At 60.4% G+C, this 21,496-nt stretch carries 12 protein-coding genes; 10 read left to right on the top strand and 2 right to left on the bottom strand.

Features of this window, described 5'->3' with window-relative positions; all coding sequences use genetic code 11:
• The first annotated feature begins 138 nt into the window (after window positions 1-138).
• Window positions 139-1,509 (top strand): recombinase family protein, encoded by a 1,371-nt coding sequence (locus AC6I9V_RS14085; RefSeq protein WP_497899865.1) that lies wholly within the window; start codon window positions 139-141, stop codon window positions 1,507-1,509.
• A 426-nt stretch (window positions 1,510-1,935) separates the two neighbouring features.
• Here the strand turns inward: AC6I9V_RS14085 and AC6I9V_RS14080 are convergent, their stop codons facing one another.
• A complete protein-coding gene (locus AC6I9V_RS14080) occupies window positions 1,936-2,652 on the bottom strand; it encodes a DNA polymerase (protein ID WP_497899864.1) in 717 nt (238 codons plus the stop codon).
• A 391-nt stretch (window positions 2,653-3,043) separates the two neighbouring features.
• Between AC6I9V_RS14080 and AC6I9V_RS14075 the strand changes: the two genes are divergently transcribed.
• The gene (locus AC6I9V_RS14075; protein ID WP_497899863.1) at window positions 3,044-4,096 is read left to right on the top strand and encodes a DNA methyltransferase; all 1,053 of its coding nucleotides are present in this window, start codon (window positions 3,044-3,046) and stop codon (window positions 4,094-4,096) included.
• A gap of 1,411 nt (window positions 4,097-5,507) precedes the next feature.
• A complete protein-coding gene (locus tag AC6I9V_RS14070; RefSeq protein ID WP_497899862.1) occupies window positions 5,508-7,025 on the top strand; it encodes a tyrosinase family protein in 1,518 nt (505 codons plus the stop codon).
• 623 nt (window positions 7,026-7,648) lie between these two features.
• On the opposite strand, the gene AC6I9V_RS14065 is transcribed toward AC6I9V_RS14070, so the two are convergent.
• Entirely contained in the window at window positions 7,649-7,975 is a 327-nt protein-coding gene (locus AC6I9V_RS14065) for a hypothetical protein (protein WP_497899861.1), read from the bottom strand.
• Between the two features lie 294 nt (window positions 7,976-8,269).
• Here AC6I9V_RS14065 and AC6I9V_RS14060 point away from each other — a divergent pair, with 294 nt between their 5' ends.
• The 7 genes from AC6I9V_RS14060 to brxL all read left to right on the top strand — a co-directional run bounded on the left by AC6I9V_RS14060 (window position 8,270) and on the right by brxL (window position 21,437).
• Entirely contained in the window at window positions 8,270-8,464 is a 195-nt protein-coding gene (locus tag AC6I9V_RS14060; RefSeq protein WP_497899860.1) for a helix-turn-helix domain-containing protein, read from the top strand.
• Between the two features lie 63 nt (window positions 8,465-8,527).
• Window positions 8,528-9,151 carry a DUF1819 family protein gene (locus AC6I9V_RS14055; RefSeq protein WP_497899859.1) on the top strand — a complete coding sequence of 208 codons (624 nt, stop codon included), beginning with the start codon at window positions 8,528-8,530 and terminating at the stop codon, window positions 9,149-9,151.
• Window positions 9,148-9,756: a DUF1788 domain-containing protein gene (locus AC6I9V_RS14050; RefSeq protein WP_497899858.1), complete on the top strand. Its 609-nt coding sequence runs from the start codon at window positions 9,148-9,150 to the stop codon at window positions 9,754-9,756. The genes AC6I9V_RS14055 and AC6I9V_RS14050 overlap by 4 nt, the downstream gene beginning before the upstream one ends.
• 3 nt (window positions 9,757-9,759) lie before the next feature.
• On the top strand, window positions 9,760-13,278 hold the full coding sequence (brxC, locus tag AC6I9V_RS14045) for a BREX system P-loop protein BrxC (protein WP_497899857.1): 3,519 nt from the start codon (window positions 9,760-9,762) through the stop codon (window positions 13,276-13,278).
• A gap of 12 nt (window positions 13,279-13,290) precedes the next feature.
• Window positions 13,291-16,785: a BREX-1 system adenine-specific DNA-methyltransferase PglX gene (gene pglX / locus AC6I9V_RS14040; RefSeq protein ID WP_497899856.1), complete on the top strand. Its 3,495-nt coding sequence runs from the start codon at window positions 13,291-13,293 to the stop codon at window positions 16,783-16,785.
• 2 nt (window positions 16,786-16,787) lie between these two features.
• Window positions 16,788-19,280 carry a BREX-1 system phosphatase PglZ type A gene (gene pglZ, locus AC6I9V_RS14035; RefSeq protein ID WP_497900321.1) on the top strand — a complete coding sequence of 831 codons (2,493 nt, stop codon included), beginning with the start codon at window positions 16,788-16,790 and terminating at the stop codon, window positions 19,278-19,280.
• A 45-nt stretch (window positions 19,281-19,325) separates the two neighbouring features.
• Entirely contained in the window at window positions 19,326-21,437 is a 2,112-nt protein-coding gene (gene brxL, locus AC6I9V_RS14030) for a BREX system Lon protease-like protein BrxL (RefSeq protein ID WP_497900320.1), read from the top strand.
• Window positions 21,438-21,496: the final 59 nt, after the last annotated feature.

Raw genomic sequence — 21,496 nt, 5'->3', positions numbered from 1 at the left:
GGCGACTACGGGAACCCCTCGAAGCTGAGATGCCTTGTAGCCAAAGGAAGGCGAAGGCAATCTGACGGTCAGCGCCGAGGCTCACGCGGACCGGCGTGTAGCGGCGGCGCGTTGAGGACGTGCGCCTAGGCTTTCATCATGAAGATTCGCGCCGCCATCTACACCCGAATATCGAAGGACCTACAGCATCTAGGCCTGAATGTAGCGACGCAGCTGGCTGATTGCCGGGCATACGCTAAAGATCGTGGCTACGAAATTGTGGCTGAGCTCGAAGACAACGACATCTCGGCGAGCGGGCTCAAAAAAAGACCGTCCTATATACAGCTGAGGCGGCTCATGGAGGACCAGGCTGTCGATTTAGTCCTCGTTTACTCCATGGACCGTCTACATCGAAATATGGCGGAGCTTCAGGAATACATTGCCATCTCCCTGGCAACCAACGTCCTGATTTCCTCAATCACAGACGGCGGAGAGGTAGATCTGGCCACCTCCTCGGGACGGTTCAAAGCAAACATCGTAGGCGCCGTGGCCGCCCACGAAAGGGAAAAGGGGCAGGAGAGAATTAAGCGCAAGCATTTGGAACTTGCCAAGAAGGGCGCTTGGCCCGGGCGACGGGTTTACGGTTACCTTGCAGATGCCACTGTGGTCGAAGCAGAATCGCTCATCGTGAAGGAAATGTGTCAGCGGATCCTGGATGGCGAGGGATTCAACGACATCGCCAGGGATTTGAACAATCGGGGCATCCCGACTCTCCAAGGGGGGCAGTGGCGTGCCAGCTCCATCATCGGGATAGCGCGGTCGGCCCGGATTGCGGGGCACCGGGAGCACCACGGCGTCATCTCAGCGCGCGACGCCTGGGCTTCGATTATTGATGATGAAACAAGCATGCTACTTCGCTCCAAACTGGCCCCTGGAAGATCGGCCAGTGTCCGCGGGGGCCCCCGGAAGCATCTACTGACTGGCCTGCTGCGGTGCGGCAAATGCGGGTCGGGGCTCGTGCGAGGGCTTGCAGGAAAGACCAAAGTCCCAAACTATCGCTGCCCGAAGAACGAAGGGGCAGCTGCCTGCGGGAGCATCAGCATCAACTTCAAATCCACTGAGGAATTCGTAGCTGAGGCTCTCTTCGTGGCCCACGACCGGCCCGCCGAGCAGGTCGATGCAGGCGACGACGCCATGGCCGGCTGGGCACAGAAGCGTGCAGAGCTGGAAGCCCGGAAAGACAAGCTGGCCGAACTTGTCGGCGCCGGCGCAATGGACGTTAAGGAGTGGATCGTGGCTTCGGGCGCCGTGAAGAAAGACCTAGCCGCTTTGCCCGAACCGCGCATAAGGCCTCAGCACACCCGAGTTACGGGCGACGAATTGCGGGCCACATGGCCGCAGCTTTCCCCAGCGACCAAACGAGCTTTGCTAGAGGACGCCTTCGTAAAGATAACTGTTCTCCCCCGCCGTATCGTTTCCGGCGCCAAGGTCTTCGACCCAGGGCGGCTTGCGCCGGAATGGCGGCACTAGGCAGCCGCTCTGTCACGGGCCTGATCAATAGCGGCGAGCACCCGCGCAGCGGACTGCCTTTCTTCAATGACCGGGGGAATGCCTTGGGAGGTCCTTGTGGAGCGGACCCATTCGATTACTTGTACGTTTTGGCTCATGGGCGTCCATGTGTGCGGCGCACCTGATCACTCTCTCCGTAGGCCTGGGGAACCCCAGTAGGTACACCCAAAGGCTCGGCTGCAATGAATGAGCCGGACTGCTCCCCCGAGCCCGGTGCCGGGACCCGTTCCTCCGGACGCCCCGCCGAAACGGCCGACGGCATTCGGGGACGATCGGACGCAGACGGGAGCTAGGAGGGATGTGTATGCCGTTGGTTGACCCCAGCCGGCCTCTGGCGCTGCCCCGGCGAAGACACTGAAGGCAACTGACGGATGGGCGCTCAGTTCGTCAGGCCTTTCCCCAGTGCTCGCCGAGCAGCGCCGGTTCACCCCAAATTTCGACCCCGTCCACTTGTACATACATCTCTTTAGCAAGGATCGTCATAACGGCGTCCGCCTGATCGGGACGGCGCTCGATCACGATTTCGTCGTGGACGGGCAGGAACGGGCGGGCGCCCTCGGGCAGACGGTCTCCGACGGCGAGGCAAAAGTCTTTGAACACATCCGAAGCCGTCCCTTGAATGATGTAATTGACGGCCGTGTACGGTTTTCCGGTGTCCCCGAAAAGGCGACGGCCGGACAGCGTCTGGGGCGTACCGCCCCACTCGACCAACTTTTTCTGACGCTCGATCCACTTCTTCATGGTCAGGTACGAGTCCAGGATCTGGCGTTTGAGCTTGGCAGCATCTTTGATCGGCAAACGCAGGTCGTTGGCCAGCATCTTGTCACCCTTCCCGTACATAAGGCTGAGGAGGTCCACCTTTGCGGCGGAGCGGTGCTTTTGTGCGGCCGGAGTGCGTTTGCCCTGCTCGTCCACGTCGCGTGCCGAGCCGCCCCACACCTTGGCCACGATTTCAACATAGATGTCCTTGTCCCGACCGACGGCGCGTATCAGGCCCGGATCGCCCGTCGCCACCGCAAGCAGCGATGGCTCTACAGGTGAGAGGTCGAAGCCGACCAGGATGTTGCCCGGTTCGGCCCTCAGGACGTGGCGCTGGGAGCGCACGAGGCCGGGATTGAGCGCGCACGCTGCTGGATGATTCTTAGGGTCCTTCGCCGACCGCAGGTTCTGGCGATGAACGCTGGCCCAAGGCGCGGCGTACGTGTGAACAGCTCACGATAGAACCGCTCGGCGTCGGCACGCCGCTCTTCGATCGTGGGGAGCTCCTCGGGGGTCAAGTGTGGCCTTTCGTAAGCACAGGAATGCTGCGGGTTCCTCTTTTTACTGACGCTGTGCCCGGAATTTCGATCGCGGAACAAGCTCCCCCGGTTGGGGTGTATGTCCCGTGAATCTCATGAGAAGGCCCTCACTGGCATCCGTTCTCACCGTTATTTCAGCGTCGGAATCTATGTGTGCGGCAATTCGGAGAAGTCTCCCCGGGGGGAAATAATGGGACGTGCTTACCGACCGCATCCTCCATGGGGACGCCCGCCTGTTACTCCCTGAGCTGGCTGCAGCTGGCCTCCATGGAACCTTCAATCTGGCCTACGCTGACCCGCCCTTCAACACACGCCGGTCGGACCGAGGGCCCTTTCTAGACGAACGGTCCGATCCGGAATGGGCGTCTCTTATCGCTGATGTGGCAGCAGGGATCCTGCCCCTGCTGACCGACGATGGGAGCTTTTGGTTGCATGTCAATGACAGGCAACTGGGCGCGGCGCAGGCCGCCTGCGACGCGGCCATAGGCAGGCAGCGATTTGTGGGCACTATCGTTTGGGAGCGAACGCGACGCCCCAGCTATCTCCCCGGTCGGCCTCTTGCCAGCACAACAGACTTCCTTCTCATCTATGCGAAGGATCCAAAGAAGCTGAAGCCCTTCACCGACGGAGTCACCGAGGCGGGCAAAAGGGTGCCGGTCACGCACCGCGGGAATGCACTCACGCAGCTGGAATTCCCTGCGCACTCAGTGCGATTCAACTGCCCCGACGGTGTGTATCTCGCCGGGGACCACTCTTCGGCAGGGATACAAGCTGAGTTGCTCGAGGATGTGGTCGTTCGCGAAGGCAAAAACGCGTCGCCCCTCAAACTGCGGCTCCCCAGCCGCTACAGCCAAGCGACACTGCAACGGATGGCTGAAGACGGCGCACGCTTCCTGGTACCTCGCCGCCCGTTCCGTCCGTCGTATCTGGCCCCGGGGGGAAAGCCCAAGGCCGCATCCAATCTGTGGTCGTGGCGCATGGATGACAGTATCCCGACCAACGAGGACGCGTACAAGGAACAACGACACGCTGGACTGCAAACGTTCGCCTATGCGAAGCCGGTCGGCCTCATAAAACGAATCGTGGAGCTCACTACGAACGAGGGCGACCGCGTGCTCGATCCTTTTGGAGGGTCAGGGACGACCGCGGTCGCGGCCCGTCAGACCGGCCGGCACTACGTCTTGATCGAGGAACAGCTCGGCGTCATTGAGAGTTACATCGAACCTAGACTTAGCCGAGCGGCCCACTGAGCACGGGTTCAGCAGGACGACCGCCCGAAAATGGCTAGGTCTCCCCTGTATTTCTGGCCCTGCCGCTTGCTCCGCTTCCTCGCGGGATGCATTGCGCAACGGCGGCAGCATCTGGGGTTTAAGGTAAGGGAAAATCGGAGAAGGCAATCTCGGCAAAATTGGTACCACGGTCACCAAGTTCAGCATACGGATGGGGCTGCCATCTAAAGACTCTACAAACCCAAAACTTTTGTTTGAAGAGTGCTAATTCTGCCTAAGTTGCCCTAAAGGCATGCCATCGGCCAAAGGAATCGTCGTTCTTGGGCGCGGACGCCCCGTTCTGTTGTCGTTTTCGTCCCTGCGAGCAACGTCTCCCGCCGCATGCTACAAGACGATGAAGCCCCACTTCACACCCGGATCCCGCCCGGATCTCCTAGCAGGACCTCAAAAACGTTGTAATTCTCGGCTTACCATGCCGCTTTTGCCGAGCCGCCGGCTCCCATCCGACGCCTCAGCCGCGGGAACCCTAGTTCAGGGTCCAATGAGCGCCAGCGGCGCCGCCAGGCACTGCCAATAGTTGCCAGCCGATTCTTGCGAGGTGCGGACAGAGCCTCACTGGCAGGCGGTGCCCTCGTGCGGGAGACAGTCCTGAAGTGCCTGACACGGGCTGACGCGCGCCTGGCCATACCCGGGCCTGGGCTAAGGCGTCGCCGGCGTTGAAGCGGTAGAGCCATGCCGCTTGATGCCGTTCTCGAGTCGGTCCAGGACCCATTCGCATGGTGTTGGTCTTCAGGCCCCAGAGAGGGAGCTGATGCACTCCCCGCCGCAGAACGCGGGATGACGCTGGTGGTCTCCCCCGGAAACCACGACAATCTCTCCGAAATAAATCTACTCAAAGTACAAGACGACGGTCTCATAACCTGGCGTAGCAACATCAAAGTGCTGCCCAAGGCGGCCGGACAGTCATTGATGGGCTTCGGGTCGGTGGATTGGGCGGCGCGTTCTTAGTGGACAAGGCTCGTCGCCGGGAAGGTAAAGATTGGGGGGCCGATGAGAAACCTACCTCCGAGGAGGCAGCGCGGCTGATAGCCGGCGGGGAGCTGGACGTGCTCATCACGCACGATGTCCCGGCAGGAGTGCCGCTGAAGCCCGGCCTGGACCTTCCCCCGGAGATCCTCGTCCAAGCCGACCGCACCCGGGTCCTACTGCGCGAAACGGTGGACCGTCTCGTTCCCCACCATGTCTTCAGCGGGCACTGGCATCAACGCGTCGTCGCAGAGTTCAGCACGACCCGCCCGCCGCCGGACACGCACCGCCCGATCCCCGAGAAGTCGGGGAACAGGTGCTTGACGATCCCATCAAATGGAGGGTAGACCCGGGATACATGCATCGGCGCTGGGGGCGGCACCAACCGATGAGGAGATGGGGCACCATGGACGATTTTGGAGCCGCTGCTACAGGCGAAGAAGTTACGAGGCCCGGGACGCCCTGGCTGGCGGCGGAGACCGACCAGCATCCGGAAATGCTGGAGCCAGTGCTGCATCTGAACGACATTAGAACCCGGGCTTACAAGGTGAACGGGCACGTGGTCAGGGTGCGGACAGTGGCCGGCCACGAGTCGTTGTCCATCGACGGCAAAACGGAACCGTACCGCGTCACCCATGCGGGCTTTGTACTGGACAGATCCGGGTTCTCGCCAGCTGCGCCTTCCCTCCTGGGTGCAGTCGCGACGGCCCTGCGGATCGAAGTGCCCGATGCGCCGATATTCGATCGCCTAGCACCGCTCGAACACGGCGGCGGAGACTCACGGCTGATGCCGTGCGGCCGATTGAATTTCGTCTCGCTGAGCCTCGAAGCCCGCTACCGGCTCGCTGAAGCCCTGAACACTCTTTATGACAACGGAACTGTCGCCGAGTTCGTGCGTGAACACCGTGACTCCGCCTCCCAGATTCACGGCGGCCCCGCCTTCCTGCCGTGGCACAGATACTTCATTCTGCGGTTCGAAACGGAGCTGCGAAGCGTCGATCCGCAGGTGAGACTGCCCTACTGGGACTGGGCCAGAACATACATCCCAGCTGATCAGAGCTCAGGCACTCCCGCCCAGGAAATCGAGCTCACGAACGACCTGACAGCCGAACCGTGGAAGTCATTTTTCGGAGGTCGCGAGAACAGGGGCGGACTATTCGACCATTGGTGCATCACGCGGGCCCCCTCAGGCGACCCTCACTACCTTCCGACGGTTGGCGCCGTCGCTGATGACTTAGACGCTCCGGACTTCCTTGGGTTCCGTGCGATTGAGGGCTTCCACCATGGCGAAGTCCATAGTTGGGTTGGTGGTTCGATGGCCGATCCTACAAAATCTCCTGGCGATCCGCTGTTCTACCTGCACCATGCAAACGTGGACCGGCTGTGGTCTATGTGGCAACGCAACCACCCCGGGGCAGTGCAGTACACCCTCGAAAATAGGGTCACAGAGAGCGGAAGCGAAGGCACGTTCGTTCCCATCGACGAGCCAATGGCTGGAGCAGTGACGCCAAGATCGATGCTGGATCACACATCCCTCGGTGTCGTTTACTCTGAACGGGACCAGCGGATTGAAGAGACGCTGCCGGGTTTCATCACTGCTGATGAAACCCGGCGAATCAGTCCTCTTCCTTCCAGCATTTCTTTCGGCCGCGTTGTCGTTGGAGACTCTCGCTTCCGGAACTTTACGCTCCGGAATGCCGGCAGCCTTCCGATCGATGTCGATTTGCCCGCTAACGAGGGGCAGATCAGTTGGCCAGGCTTTGCGGGAAGGATCCAACCGTGCCAGTCCGTGGTGGTAAACGTGACTTTCAGCCCGACGGGGACGGGACCCACATCGGGAGACCTTGTCTTGACGACCAATGCGCGCGGCCACACGCGGACCATCAAAGCCAGCGGAACCGGCACTCAGGGCAACGTGCCGTGAGTCGATAAGTCGCACAACTGCAATTCCGGCGAAAACCCTTGTGGCCATCACCCATCCAGAGAAAGGCGTCGCCATGACCAACGAACGGTCACCGGAAGAGGAAAATACTGCTCTAAAACAAGAGTTGCAGAAGGGCAAAGCGCGCTACTTAGCTCTAGGGGCCGCTGTCTACTCCGCTAAGCCGGACTGGTTCAGACCGGGGTCGACGCCACTTGACTGGTTCTTCGATGCGCCGGATTTCGCAGTTGGTCCGGTATCGGGCGCAGATAGCACCGCGCCGTCGCCGCTTCCGCCGGCGGTACTAGCCTGCGTTACGAAATACGCCCAGGATCTCAAGAGATGCGATTCCGGAGACGATCAGGACAACTGCAAGTGGGAGGCTTGGCAAAGATACCAGGACTGCGTGGCCGACGTTGTGGCGGCTGACCCAATTTCTCCTGGCACATGGGACCCTCCAAAAGGCCCGGGGCCAGGGATTGGCTGACGCGCCCGTATGCAGCGCCATGCCGGTCGCCACCGAAAGGAACAGGCTGGCGAGGTTCAAGATCGGCTGGAGCAGCTGGTCACGAACGACACCGATGACCTCACGGCTGCTCACCAACCGCGAACCGTCAGGCGCTACCTCAACTGATCCGCCTCACGAGACCCTGCTGGTGGAAATGTTCAGTCCCCGTCAGCGGCTCGGCGGAGCTCGTCGTCGCATTCCCCAAAGGTGAGCGCCCATCCTCGCCATGCGAGCGCCAGATGTCAGCAGCCTCGTAGACGCTGAGCGACTCGCCGTCTTGGCTGTCTTCATCCTCGTCGGGATCGAACTGGCTGATAGTGATTTCCGAGGCGTCGTGATCCACACCGATGGTGCAGCGGCAGGGCGCGAAGTAGCGCCGCTCTTCGTCGCCAACTGCGGCGACGGCAACTTCGATCAAGCGCTTGTGTTTTGCTCCGGTGGTCATCTTCGCTCCCCTTGTTCGTATCGCGGGCGCAGATGGCCAGCATCGCTGCGCCGGTACGAACTGGCCACGGGGTGCGCGCCGGCCGGCCCGAAGCAGAGCGTCAGTTCGCCCCCTAAGCCTCTGGTTAGCGGCTTACCCTCTGGTCCTGTTTCGAAAGTGACAGCATCAAGCCCTAATCATCCTTAGGGATAGCCGCTACCCGGCCACGCCCGGTCAAACCGGGTTAAAAGGGGGCTCTCAGGTAGTATCAGGGGCGCGGGTCCCTGGGGCCTCAAGAGTACTGAGAGGAACCTCATGCGCGAGCCTTGGCTCTCTGCTGACGACATCGCTGTTCATCTTGGCGTCACGAAGGACACCGTCTATTCGTGGATAGCCGACAAGGGCATGCCTGCCCACAAGATCGGGCGCCTTTGGAAATTCCAAGCTAGCGAGATCGACGGCTGGGTCCGTGGTGGTGGCGCCGATGCGGCGGGACTCGGTTCCGATTGACTCGACGTTAATGCCGGTCAGCCCGCATCCTGACACACTGCCAATTCCCGAAAGGAGGCCTCGTTGACCGCAAGCAACCACTCGCACGATCGTTATGCACTTTCTTTCACCAGCGGGGGGCTCCTGGTGCGCGAGGCAGACGTGGTCGTCGCCGAGTATCTACGCTCGCGCGACTGGGTGTGGGTACGTCAGGCCGTCGTGGAGCGAAATCTGCTGCAGGCACGCACGACTTCGTCGAGTGTTCGCGTGACGCGGGAGGCTATCCAGCGTTTGGCTGTCTTCGATGATTCGGAACTTGAACTCGTCGCCGAGTCGAGTCTCACCGAGCGCTGTCACCTGATGTGGGCCGCTGCGTGCCGGCGATACGAGCTGATCGGGGGCTTCGCGGAAGAGGTCGTTCGCGAACGGTTCCTCCTGATGACCCCGACGCTCGGAACCGAGGACTTTGAGCGGTTCATGAGGAACAAGAGCTTGTGGCACCCAGAGCTTGATGAGTTGAAGCCCTCAACGCGGGTCAAGCTCCGGCAGTGCGTCTTCCGGATGCTGCATGAAGCTGGCCTCCGCAGCGAGGAAGGCGCCATCCTTCCGGCGGTGCTCTCAGAGCGAGTCCACGAAGCCCTTGCTGCACGCGGCCCAAGCGACATCCGATTCTTCCCCACCACTCTGCCCATGGAGGCGACGCGATGAGCGCGACCAATCGAAGCCTCGCGACCGATGAGAAACACGTCTACGAGGTACTGCGCAGTACGCGGTTTTTGAAGATGGAGGGCCTCTCCAAGGAGGTGCCGTTCTTCATCTATCACTACCCGCCCGCGTGGGCGCGTGACGTCGAGGGCCTCCGGGACCGCGTTATTACGAAGCTCCGCAGCGACGACGGATTGAACGTCGTGGAGATCAACCTCTACGACCTTGCCGTGCAGCTACTCAGGGAACGTGGGGTTTGGGATCGCGTCTTGGCGCTGGAACCGGACATGGACAAGGCCGAGTTCCGCGAGACATTGCAGGGCATGCTTGACCCACACGATCACCTCGCACCCGCGATCCGCACCCGTCTCGACGCTGAGCCCAGCGACATGGTCTTCCTCGCAGGCATCGGCGAGGTGTTTCCCTTCATTCGCACTCACACTGTGTTGGAGAACCTGCAGAGCGTCGTGACTGGTCGCCCGATGCTGGCGTGGTTCCCGGGGACGTACGAATTCACCCAGGCCAGTGGTCACCAGCTGCGGGCACTGAACCTCAGCGCAAGCGACAGCTACTACCGCGCCAAGGACATTCTGGAACAGGAAGCATAAGCGATGACCACGATCAACGAAATTTTTGCCAAGCCGATCAGTCGGGCCATTGAGGGAGTCATCAAGGCCGATGACACCTCCCACCTCGCCACGGAGGTCGAGGAGTACGTCCTCACGAACGAAGCAGCCAAGGGTCTCGAACACGTGCTGGAAGCCTACACGAACTACACGAACGCCAACGGCGTCTGGATCTCGGGCTTCTTCGGCTCCGGTAAGTCACACTTGCTGAAGATGCTCGCGCACCTGCTCGGCGACATCGATGGCCACGATTACCCACGCGCCAAGGTCTCTGGGTACTTCCGTGGCAAGGCAGACGACGCTTTCCTGCCCGCGCTGATCGAAAAGGCTGACCGCATCGCCGCGAAAAGCCTGCTGTTCAACATCGACCAGAAGGCCACGCTGATCTCGAAGGATCAGAACGACGCCCTCCTCAAGGTATTCGTGAAGATCTTCGACGAATCCCGCGGATACTACGGAAACCAGGGCCACATTGCCCGATTCGAACGCGACCTCGACAGCCGCGGGCAGTACAACGATTTCAAGACCGCATTCGAGCGCATCGCCGGCATCCCCTGGAACCAGGGACGCGAGCAGGCTGCGCTCGAAGCCGGGCATATCGACCAGGCCTTCGCCGAGGTCAACGGCACCGAGAGTCCCGGCATTATCCGTCAATACAGCACCAGCTATTCGGTTTCGATCGAGGACTTCGCCGACGAGGTCGCAGTCTGGCTGGGCCAGCAATCTGACGGGTTCCGCCTGAACTTTTTCGTCGACGAGGTCGGCCAGTTCATCGGCACGAACACCCAGCTGATGCTGAACCTTCAGACGATTGCCGAATCCCTGGCAACCAAGTGCAAGGGGAGGGCATGGATCTTCGTCACCTCACAGGAAGACATGGAGAAGGTCGGTGGTGACCGCACGAAGTCGCAGGCCAACGATTTTTCCAAGATCCAAGCCCGTTTCACGAACCGGCTCAAGCTCACCAGCCAGGACGTTGAAGAGGTCATCCGTAAGCGTCTGCTCGACAAGACGGATTCTGCGAAAACCGATGTGGCGGCGATCTATGCGACTGAGCATGCGAACTTCAAGACCCTCTTCGACTTCGTCGAGGGCCGCCACTACCCAAACTACCGGGACGAGACCCACTTCGTCGGCACGTACCCGTTCGTGAGCTATCAGTTCCCATTGTTCCAGTCCGCGATCGAGGGCATCAGCGACCACAATATCTTCGAGGGGCGCAACAGCTCGGTCGGCGAGCGTTCCATGCTCGGTGTCGTCCAGGAGGTCGCCCGCACACTGGCCGACAAACCCCTCGGCCAGCTCGCCTCGTTCGACCAGATGTTTGAAGGTATCCGTGCCTCGCTGAAGTCAGCGAACCAGCGTGCGATCAACGACGCGGAACGCAGCCCGTCGCTGCCGCCGCTTGCGATTCGCCTCCTCAAGGCCCTCTTCCTGGTCAAGTACGTGGATACCTTCAAAGCGACTCCTCGCAACCTCACCGTGCTGGTCCACGATCGTTTCGGCACTGACCTCACGCAGCTCGGCAAGGACGTAAACGAGGCCCTCGCTGCGCTGGAGGCGCAGACCTACATCCAGCGCAACGGCGACATCTACGACTACCTCACCAACGAGGAGCAGAAAATCGAGCAGGAGATCAAGAACGTCGACATCGACAGTTCCGAGGTCACCAAGAAGCTCTCCGACCTGCTCACCGGATCGGTCATCAAGGCGACCAAGGTCGTCTACGGCAAGAACAGCCAGAACTTCCCGGTCGGGTTCAAACTCGACGGGCAGGCGATGAGCAAGCAGCACGAGCTCGCACTGCACTTCACCAGCCCCGAGACCGAGTTCAACATGGAGCAGATCAAAGCCCACAGTGCCGGTCTCGATGAACTTCGCGTTGTGCTGCCGCCCGAGACCGACCGGATCCTAGCCGACCTGCGGCTCCTTCTGAAGACCGAGAAGTACGTCAAGCGCGCCCAGGGAGCCAGCCGTACCCCGCTCGAGCAGACGATCCTGCAAACCAAGGGCACCCAGAACGCCGAGAGGGAAAAAGAAATCGTCGAACGCCTCCGCAACGCGGTCGGCCACTCGACCCTAATTCATAACGCAAGCATTCTTGATGTCACCTCGGCTGACGCGGTGACTCGGATCAACGACGGTTTCCAGAAGGTCATCGCGGCGACATACACGAATCTCACCCTCCTGGGTGGCAAGAGCTTCACTGAGCAGCAGCTGTCCACGTTCGTCAACCCGCCTGAGGGTGGCCTGTTCAAGGAGATCACCAGCATCCTGACAGTACCCGGTGATGATGTCCTCGCTCACCTGGAGATGAGTGGTAAGCGCCACGTGCAGGTGACGATGAAGCACCTCACCGAGAAGTACACGACCAGACCGTACGGCTGGGATCAGTGGTCGATCGCGGCCGTGGTCGGCTACCTCGCGGGTGAGTCGAAGGTCGAGATCCAGCTCAACGGCAAGGTGCTCGCGCGAACCGAGATCACCGCGGCGCTGCGCAACACGCAGAGCTACCCGAGCATGGTCATCGCCCTCCAGCGGGTGTTCGACGCGAAGGTGGTGAGTGCATTCCGGAAGTTCGTCATCGAGTTCACCGACGACGGCGCGATCACCAAGGATCCGTTGGAGCTTGCACGCGCCGGCAAGGAGCATCTTGAGGCGAAACTTGCAGAACTGAAAGCTCTGCGCGCCGGGTCCCGGTACCCGTTCATCGACCAGCTCGACGAGCCGATCCGGAGGCTCACCGAACTGTGCGTGAACAAGGCCGAGTGGTTCGTGACCGACTTTGCCGACGCCAACGACCTGCTCGACGCGAAGGACAACGTGATCGATCCGATCAAGGCGTTCCTGCACGGTGCCCAGCGCGGCATCTACGACAGCGCCGCGGAGTTTATGAGGGCGAATCAATCCAACATTGCCTACCTGCCCGCCAGCGCCACCGACACGGTTGCGTTCGCTCTCGACGACCCGCAAATCTTCCGGGGCAGCAAGACCACCCAATTGGGGGCTGCGGTCAAGGCCCTGCAGGACCAGCTGGGCGACGTGATCGTGGCGGAGCGCGCTGCCGCCACGGCGGACATCAAGGCCCGCTGGGATCAGGTGCCCGCCAGCAAGGCCTATAGTGACGCGACCGAGGCCGCACAGCAGTCGGTTACACGCACCGCCCAGGGCGTGCTCGACCGAGTAGAGCGCGAAACACAGGTCCCCGCGATCAAGAACCTCGCCTCCCAGTTCGCGGACTCGATCTACCCGCAAATTCTCGATGAGCTGGACGCGGCAGGAGTTTCCCCGGTGTCGGAGCTGCCGATCTCCGGCAGCTCCGACACAGGTTCCAAGCCGACACCGGTGCCCGCCCCGGTCAAACAGAGCGTCTCGATCAAGAAACTGGCGCTGCCCGCTGCTGGTCAGGTGCTCGAAACTGAGGCCGACGTCGACGGCTACCTCGACCAGCTCCGCATGACGCTGCTCGCGACCATCCACGACAACAAGCGCATTACGCTCTAGGACGGGAACGATATGGACACGAAACCTCTTGAGCGCTTCGCCACGCTGGCACGCCAAGAACTCCTAGCAGCCGTCGATGCGCAGGCTACCGTCGTGCTCGCGACAGAATCCGTTGCGCGCACCGAGCGCGGCGAAGTGGTGAAGAAACTCGAAGCCGAGATCACTGCGCATGGCCGCGCCCACGTGATCGACAAGGTCGCCTACACCTGGTTCAACCGCATCATCGCTCTGCGCTTCATGGACGCCTGCGGCTACACCGACGCTGGTGTCGTTTCACCCGCTCAGGGCCAGGCGCATGGCCAGCCAGAGATCCTCGCGGACGCGAAGCGCGGCAATCTCAATACCAACGTTGTGATCAACAAGAACACGGCTGAGGCGATCATCGGGCTGCTAGACGGCACACGCCGCAGCACCGATGCCGAAGGCGAAGCTTACGCGCTTCTGTTGACCGAGTACTGTCGCTACTGGCATAAGTCGATGCCGTTCATGTTCGAACGTGAGGGCGACTACACCGAACTGCTTGTACCCACCGGGTTGCTCGCTGACGGAGCGATCATGTCCCGGGCACGCGGTGTGCTCACCGCTGAGGTCTGCGACGACGTCGAAGTGATCGGCTGGCTCTATCAGTTTTATATCTCAGAGCGGAAAGCCGAGGTCTTCGCTGGATTTCAGAAGAACAAGAAGGCCGGGGCCGACGAGATCCCCGCTGCCACTCAGCTCTTCACCCCGCACTGGATCGTCCGCTATCTTGTCGAAAACTCCCTCGGGCGCCTGTGGATGCTTAACCGGCCGACCTCACGCCTCGTCGATCGGATGGACTATTACGTCTCCCCGGTGGATGGGTTGACCGACTTCCTTAAGATCGCTGGCCCAAATGAACTGACGGTGATCGACCCGGCTTGCGGCTCAGGCCACATGCTCACCTACGCTTTCGACCTGCTATACGCAATCTACGAGGAGGAGGGGTATGCCCCGTCGGAGATTCCGAGCCTGATCCTCACCAACAACCTTCACGGTACAGAGATCGACCCACGCGCCGGATCGCTCGCGGCCTTCGCGCTGACCATGAAGGCTCGTGCCAAGCAGCGCACGTTCTTCAACAAGCAGGTGCAGCCGAACATCTGTGTGCTTGACCCGATTTCGTTTAAGACGGATCAGCTTGACTTACTGGTCACGCGCGGAGGCCACTCTCACGAGGAGATCGCCTTTTGGAATCAATTCGAGGAGGCGGACACATTCGGCTCGTTGATCCGGCCCAGCCAAGATTTGACGGATCGGCTCGCAAGGCATCTGGACAAGCTCGACGACGGCGGAGACCTGCTCAAAGCCGATGTGATCGACTGGGCGCACCAAGTGATCGAGCAGGCGGAGTACCTCGTGCCGCGCTACGCCGTGGTAATTGCCAACCCGCCGTACATGGGTGGAAAGAACATGGCGCCTGCGTTGTCGTCCTTTGCGAGAGAGCAATTCCCTGAGTCGAAGAGCGATCTCTTCGCAATGTTCATCGAGCGCAATCGGGAGCTCGTCGTGCCTTGCGGGTACGTAGCGATGATCACCATGCAGTCATGGATGTTCCTCTCCAGTTTTGAAGATCTCCGGAAGAAAACGCTTCGGGACTCCACTGTGTGCACGGTGGCTCACCTAGGGACTGGGGCCTTCGAGTCTATCCCAGGTGCGGTTGTCTCCACGTGTGCGTTCGTAATCGAGGCACGGGCGGATCATTCAACGCCTGGAATATTCATCAAGTTGGATGACTTCCCCAACGAGATGGCAAAGAAGGCCGTTCTTCTTGACGCAGCCGCGCAGTCCGACAGTGTCGCCCGGTTCCCACTGAGTGCGAGCCAGGTCGCACAAATCCCGGGTTGGACTATGAGCTACTGGATGAGTCCCGTCCTGCTCTCAGCGTTCAGCGGGGGTCATCGGCTGGCTGACATAGCTGAGCCCCGGCAAGGTATGGCAACAGCTGACAACGGCCGGTTTCTGCGTTTTTGGACTGAGGTATCCGCAAAGAAACTCGGCTTGAATCTCCCGGACCGGCCTACGGCCAGGGCAACTGGCCGTAGGTGGTTCCCCTACAACAAGGGTGGTTCGTTTCGGCGATGGTACGGCAACCAGGAGCATGTAGTGAACTGGGAGGATGACGGTCGTGAGCTGATGGCTGAGCGACCGAAGTCGGTCATCCGAAGCCCGCAGTACTACTTCCAGGAATCCGCCTCCTGGTCGAAGGTCGGCACCGCTGAACCCGCCTTTCGCTACTTCCCATGCGGCTTCCTGTTCGACGTCGCTGGCACGTCCGTCTTTGCGCACGATCACTCCACTCTGCTCTGCGTTCTCGCATTCGGGAACTCTGTGGTTGCCCGCGAAATGCTTCGCGCGTCCTCGACATCGATGAACTTGGAGGTCGGAACAATCGCGGAGTTGCCAATCCGCGTGCTTTCTTCGGCGGAGATCGAAGCTTGTGCAACGAGTCTGATTGACATCTACCGATCTGATTGGGAACTCGACGAGCGGTCGTGGGGATTCAAGAAGCCAGCGTTCGTAGGCGGACCGGAAGCAAGGGTCCGCCTGGCGATCAGCAACGTAATCGATCAGGGCGAGAAGGTCACAGCAGTTGCCCGGGACATTGAGGAGGACGTAAACAAGCGTTTCATTGACGTCTACGGACTGAGGGATCTCCTGAGTCCGCAGATTTCGGTACAGAGCGTCGCGTTGAACGCGAACTACCTGTGTCGTTTTGGAACCGCTGACCCTGCTTCAGCTCGGGAAGCCGCGATCGCCGCGGCGGTCGTTGACTTGGTCTCCTACGCCGTCGGCTGTATGTTCGGCCGCTACAGTCTTGACATGCCAGGACTCATCCTCGCTGACGAGGGCGCTACGTTCCGGGACTACTTCGCGAAGGTCCCAGTTCCGACGTTTCGGCCTGATGCTGACAATGTAATCCCTTTCGTCGATGATGGTTGGTTTGAGGATGACATTGTTGAGCGGTTCCGTCAGTTCCTGCGGGTGGCCTTCGGAGCTGAGCACTTCGAGGAGAATCTCCGCTTCGTAAAGGAGTCGCTGGGTGTGAAGACACTGCGCGACTACTTCATTACGAGGTCGGGCAAGTCGGCATTCTATGACGACCACGTGCAGCGCTACAAGAAGCGCCCGATTTACTGGATGTTTTCCAGTCCGAAGGGCTCTTTCAACGCGCTGATCTACATGCACCGTTACAACCCGTCGACGGTCTCGACAGTGCTTAATGAGTACCTGCGCGAGTACCGGGCCAAGTTGGAAGTCGCGCTCCTTAATGCGGAGCAGGCTGCTGCCGCGGGCTCCACGAAGGACCAGAAGGAAGCCGACCGGCTGCGGAAGGTGCTCGCTGAGCTTCGTGACTACGAACACGACGTGCTCTACCCGTTGGCAACCCAGCAACTCACGATCGACCTTGACGACGGTGTGAAAGCCAACTACCCCAAGTTCCACCCGGCGCTGAAGAAGATCGCCGGGCTGGAGGCGACCGAGTGAGCATGGCATCTTCGATCTCAGACCACCTCGCGGCACGCTTCGAGCAGCACCGTCTTGTGGTGTGGCACGATCCCGAAGGCAGTTACACCACCGACGTCGACGCTCAGGCTCCGAACGGCGTGGTGGTGCTACGTGTCCAGAACGACGAGTTCGGGGTCAAGCACCGCGTGCTGCGCGACGAGCCAAGCACAAAGTTTCTGATCTATCGCAGCGGTCCTGTTGCTGAGGGAACGGGCAACTGGCTGCTCGATCTCGAACTCGCCTGCGGCGTCTTCACCGCAGATCGCCGCGCGCTCATAAAGGCAGACGTCGGCCTCAATGCGCCCGGATCCGACGAACTGATTGCCGGCCATGAGACGTTCTTCGGCGATGCGAAGCTGGTTTCGAAGCTCACGGCATTGTTGAGTGCCGACGATGATCTCGCCAAGGTCCAGGCGAAGATGTGCGCGGTCGTGCTCGGGCAGAAGGAGCACAGCTTCTCTGAGCTGACTCGGACATTGCTGGTGCAGTACGCCTCGGGCGACAGCGCCGGCTACGAGGCTCTCGTAACGCAGGGGCTTGTGGACTTCCATTGGTCCGGGGCTGCGAAGATCTACGGCTACGATTCCGAGACTCCGAGCGTGGCGGGGTTCGTGTTGTGGATGTTCAAGCAAGCCAAAGGCGGGTTCGCAGCCACGACCTCGAACGCGGCACGCAACATTGAAATCGACTTCCGTAGCTTCCGCAATGACCGCCAGAGCCTGCTCGCGCTGAAGAAGCTCGCGCGTCAGGCCGAAACTGACTTGGACTACGTCGAGCAGGCGAAGGACGCGTTGCTTGCTGAACTCGTGGCCACAGACCTCTTCGACGCGAGCGAAAGGGAGATCATCCGGCGTCTAATCGACGGCATTGCCTCCCAGACGATCCCGTCGCGAGATATTGCCGACACGATCCGCACCCGTCGCCGTGACAGCATTTGGTTTGACGACTACGCGACTCTTTATGCCGCGCTCGGCGCGGCGGCCGAGCTGATCCCGGCCATCCGTTCGGCACGGATCGACGTGGCGAGTTTCGATGATGGCTTCAGCCGTTACCGAGATGATCTCTTCCGCATTGACCAGCTTTACCGGCAGTTCACGCTGGCGTCGCAGACCGCCGAGTTCACGCAGCCGTTGGAGGAGCTGAAGGAGCAGGTTGAGAATGTCTATGTCACCGACTTTCTCTCCAAGCTCGGGATCAGCTGGCAACAGCAGGTGGACCAGGTCGAGCAGTGGAAGACGCTCTCGTTCACTTCGCAGAGTTCCTTCTATGACCACTACATTGCTCCGCTGGTCCGAGGTGGACGCAAGAAGGCCGTCGTCGTCATCTCTGACGCGCTGCGCTACGAAGTCGGCGACGAACTGACTTCCAAAATCCGCGGCGAGAACAAGTACGACGCCAAAATTGAGGCCATGCTCGGCGTACTGCCTAGCTACACCCAGCTAGGGATGGCATCGCTGCTCCCGCACAAAACGCTCGCGCATTCCGAGAGCGGCGACCCTGTGCTTGTCGACGGCCAGCCGTCCAACGGCACGGCGAACCGCTCGAAGATCCTTTGCTCCGTCGGTGGCACGGCAATCCAGGCGACAGATTTCCTTAAGATGAAGCCTGCGGAGCGGCGTGATCTCTACGCGGCGAATCAGGTGCTGTACGTCTATCACGACACTATTGACGCGACCGGCGACAAGGCGGCGTCGGAGCACCGCACGTTCAAGGCTGCGGCTGATGCGATCGATGAACTCGTCGATGTCGTCAAGAAGTTGGCGAGTGCGAACGCGACGAATATCTTCGTCACCGCGGATCACGGCTTCCTGTATCAGGAGTCGAAGCTGGCGCCGCAGTTCAATCTGACCGTGAAGCCGCAGGGCGATAAGGTCGTGGTCGAGAACCGCCGTTATGTTCTCGGACGCGGATTGAAGGAAGACGATGCATTCCGTCGGTTCCTGCCCGAGCAGCTCGGGTTGGTGAGCGGTCTGGAAGTGCAGATCCCAAACTCGATCTGCCGGATCGTCAAGCCGGGTGCCGGGTTCCAGTTCGTCCACGGGGGTGCGTCACTTCAGGAGATCGTTGTGCCGGTCATCTCGATCAACAAGGGACGTTCCGACACCGTCGAGCCTGTGAACGTCGACATCCACCCGGAGTCCGACAAGATCACCACTGGTCAAATCGTGGTGAAGCTCTATCAGCAGAGCCCGGTCACCGATCAGCGCACAGCGCGGAGGCTGCGTTCGGGTCTCTACTTCGGTGATCAGCTGATCTCCAACGAACCTGAGCTGCTCTTCGATGCCGAAAGCGCAGAGGGGCGTGATCGGTTCCAGAGTGTCCGCCTGCTGCTGAGCAAGGATGCTGATGTGGCGAACAATCACAGCGTGGAGTTCCGGCTCTCCGAACCAATCGGTGAAACCGGCGAGTGGAAGAAGTACAAGAGCGTGCCCTTCACGCTCAAGCGCTCCTTCACCACGGACTTCGACTTCTAAGGAGCACCCTTGAGCGAGAATATCGACCTGACCCTGGTGGCGCCCATTGAGGGCACCTTTGGCACCGACGAAACCTCCGAGGGTGGAGCGCTGAGCGAGTTGGATCGAAAGATCAACGAACACTTCGCAGGGGCCGTGGTCCGGAAGGACCTCGTCAAGGCGGTCAAGGGCAATGCGATCGTGCCCTCATACGTGCTGGAGTATCTGCTCGGCCTCTACGCGGCCTCCGACAACGAGGCCACGATCCAGGCAGGAATCGACAAGGTACGCGACATTCTCGCTCAGCATTACGTGCACCGTAACGAGTCCGAGCTCGTGAAGTCGAAGATCAAAGAGCGCGGGCGTTACCGGATCATCGACAAGGTCAGCGTCACTCTCAACGAGAAGGACGACGTCTATCATGCCGCGTTCGCGAACCTTGGAATCAGCAGCGTGGTCGTAGATTCGGCCACGGTGAACGCCCACCAGAAGCTGCTTGTAGGAGGCGTGTGGTGCCTGTGCGACGTCGAGTACTTCCACGCTGACGACGCGCGTGTCTCGCCGTGGATCCTAGGCTCCCTCAAACCAATTCAGATGTCGAACTTCGACTACGACGGGTATCTCGAGGCCCGCGCGAAGTTCACCACCGACGAGTGGATCGACCTGCTGATCCAATCGATCGGATTTGACCCAGATAAGTTCGGGCGCCGCGGCAAACTGCTGCAATTGGTGCGCCTGATCCCGTTCGTCGAGCGCAACTACAACCTCGTGGAGCTGGGCCCCAAGGGCACCGGAAAGTCCCACATCTACTCGGAATTCTCGCCGCACGGCATGCTCATCTCGGGTGGAGAGGTGACCGTACCAAAGCTGTTCGTAAACAACGCGAACGGTCGCATCGGCCTCGTCGGGTACTGGGATGTCGTCGCTTTCGATGAGTTTGCCGGCAAGAAGAAGCGTACTGATAAGGCGCTGGTGGACATCATGAAGAACTACATGGCGAACAAGTCGTTCTCCCGCGGTGTCGAGACACTTGGCGCCGGGGCATCAATGGTTTTCGTCGGCAATACCTCGCACACCGTGCCGTACATGCTCAAGCACTCCGACCTCTTCGACGAACTGCCCGAGAGCTACCACGACCCCGCCTACCTTGACCGGTTGCACTTTTATATCCCCGGCTGGGAAGTAGACACGATCCGCAGCGAGATGTTCTCCGTGGGATACGGGTTCGTCGTCGACTACATTGCCGAAGTCCTCAGGTCGATGCGTGACTTTGACTACTCTGACCGGTACCAGCATTACTTCACGCTCGGATCCGACATCTCGACACGTGACCGCGATGGCATCCACAAGACCTTCTCGGGACTGATGAAGCTAATTTATCCGCACGATCAGGCGACACCCGAGGAGATCGAAGAGATCCTGCGCCTAGCGATCGAGGGGCGAAAGCGTGTCAAGGACCAGATCCTCCGGATCGACGCCACCATGGCCGCAGTAAAATTCGGCTACGACTCACTCGCCGGTGGCTGGTCAGATGTATCGACGCTTGAGGAAGACGAATACCCGACGCACTACCATCGACGGAGACCGCCAGCAACCTCCGGAGAGACATCGGCCGACACCGAAGTGCCGGTAGCCACTGCGGCGTCAACGTCCGTTCCAGAGTCGGCGCCCGGCCCCGTTCAGGCGGAACTGATCCAGGGACAACGGGACTTCGTTGAAAACCAACGGGGTATCTCCTACGAGTCGCTGCTCATGCCTTACCTGCGAGAGGCAACGGAGATCGAGCTGCACGATCCGTACATCCGGATGAATCACCAAGGCCGCAATCTCGTCGAGCTGCTCGCACTCATTGCCGCGGCAAAGGACCCGGCAGACGAGGTCACGGTGAATTTGTTCACGGTACTCGACGACGACCCCGAGTATCAGACTAAGCAACTCCGCATGCTCAACGACATCGTTCAGGGATCCGCTCAGCAAGGCATCAAGGTCAATGTGGCGAAGGATCCTGGCGGCCACGACCGCTGGATCAGAACCGATACCGGCTGGCGAATCAACCTCGGCCGCGGCCTCGACATTTTCCAGAGGTCCGACGGAGGCTGGTTCGACTTCGGTACGAGTCGCCAGGAGTTCCGGCAGGTCCGCGCTTTCGGAGTCACCTATATTCGTGAAGATCGCTGAGCGATCATGAATCACACTCTCGTCGCCGGCATTTGCTACAACATGGTTCCGCCTAGCCA

The organism is Arthrobacter sp. SlRoot2-15, assembly GCF_059739345.1.
The sequence above is the reverse complement of the archived record's forward strand: the minus strand, read 5'-3'. Positions and strand labels throughout refer to the sequence as shown.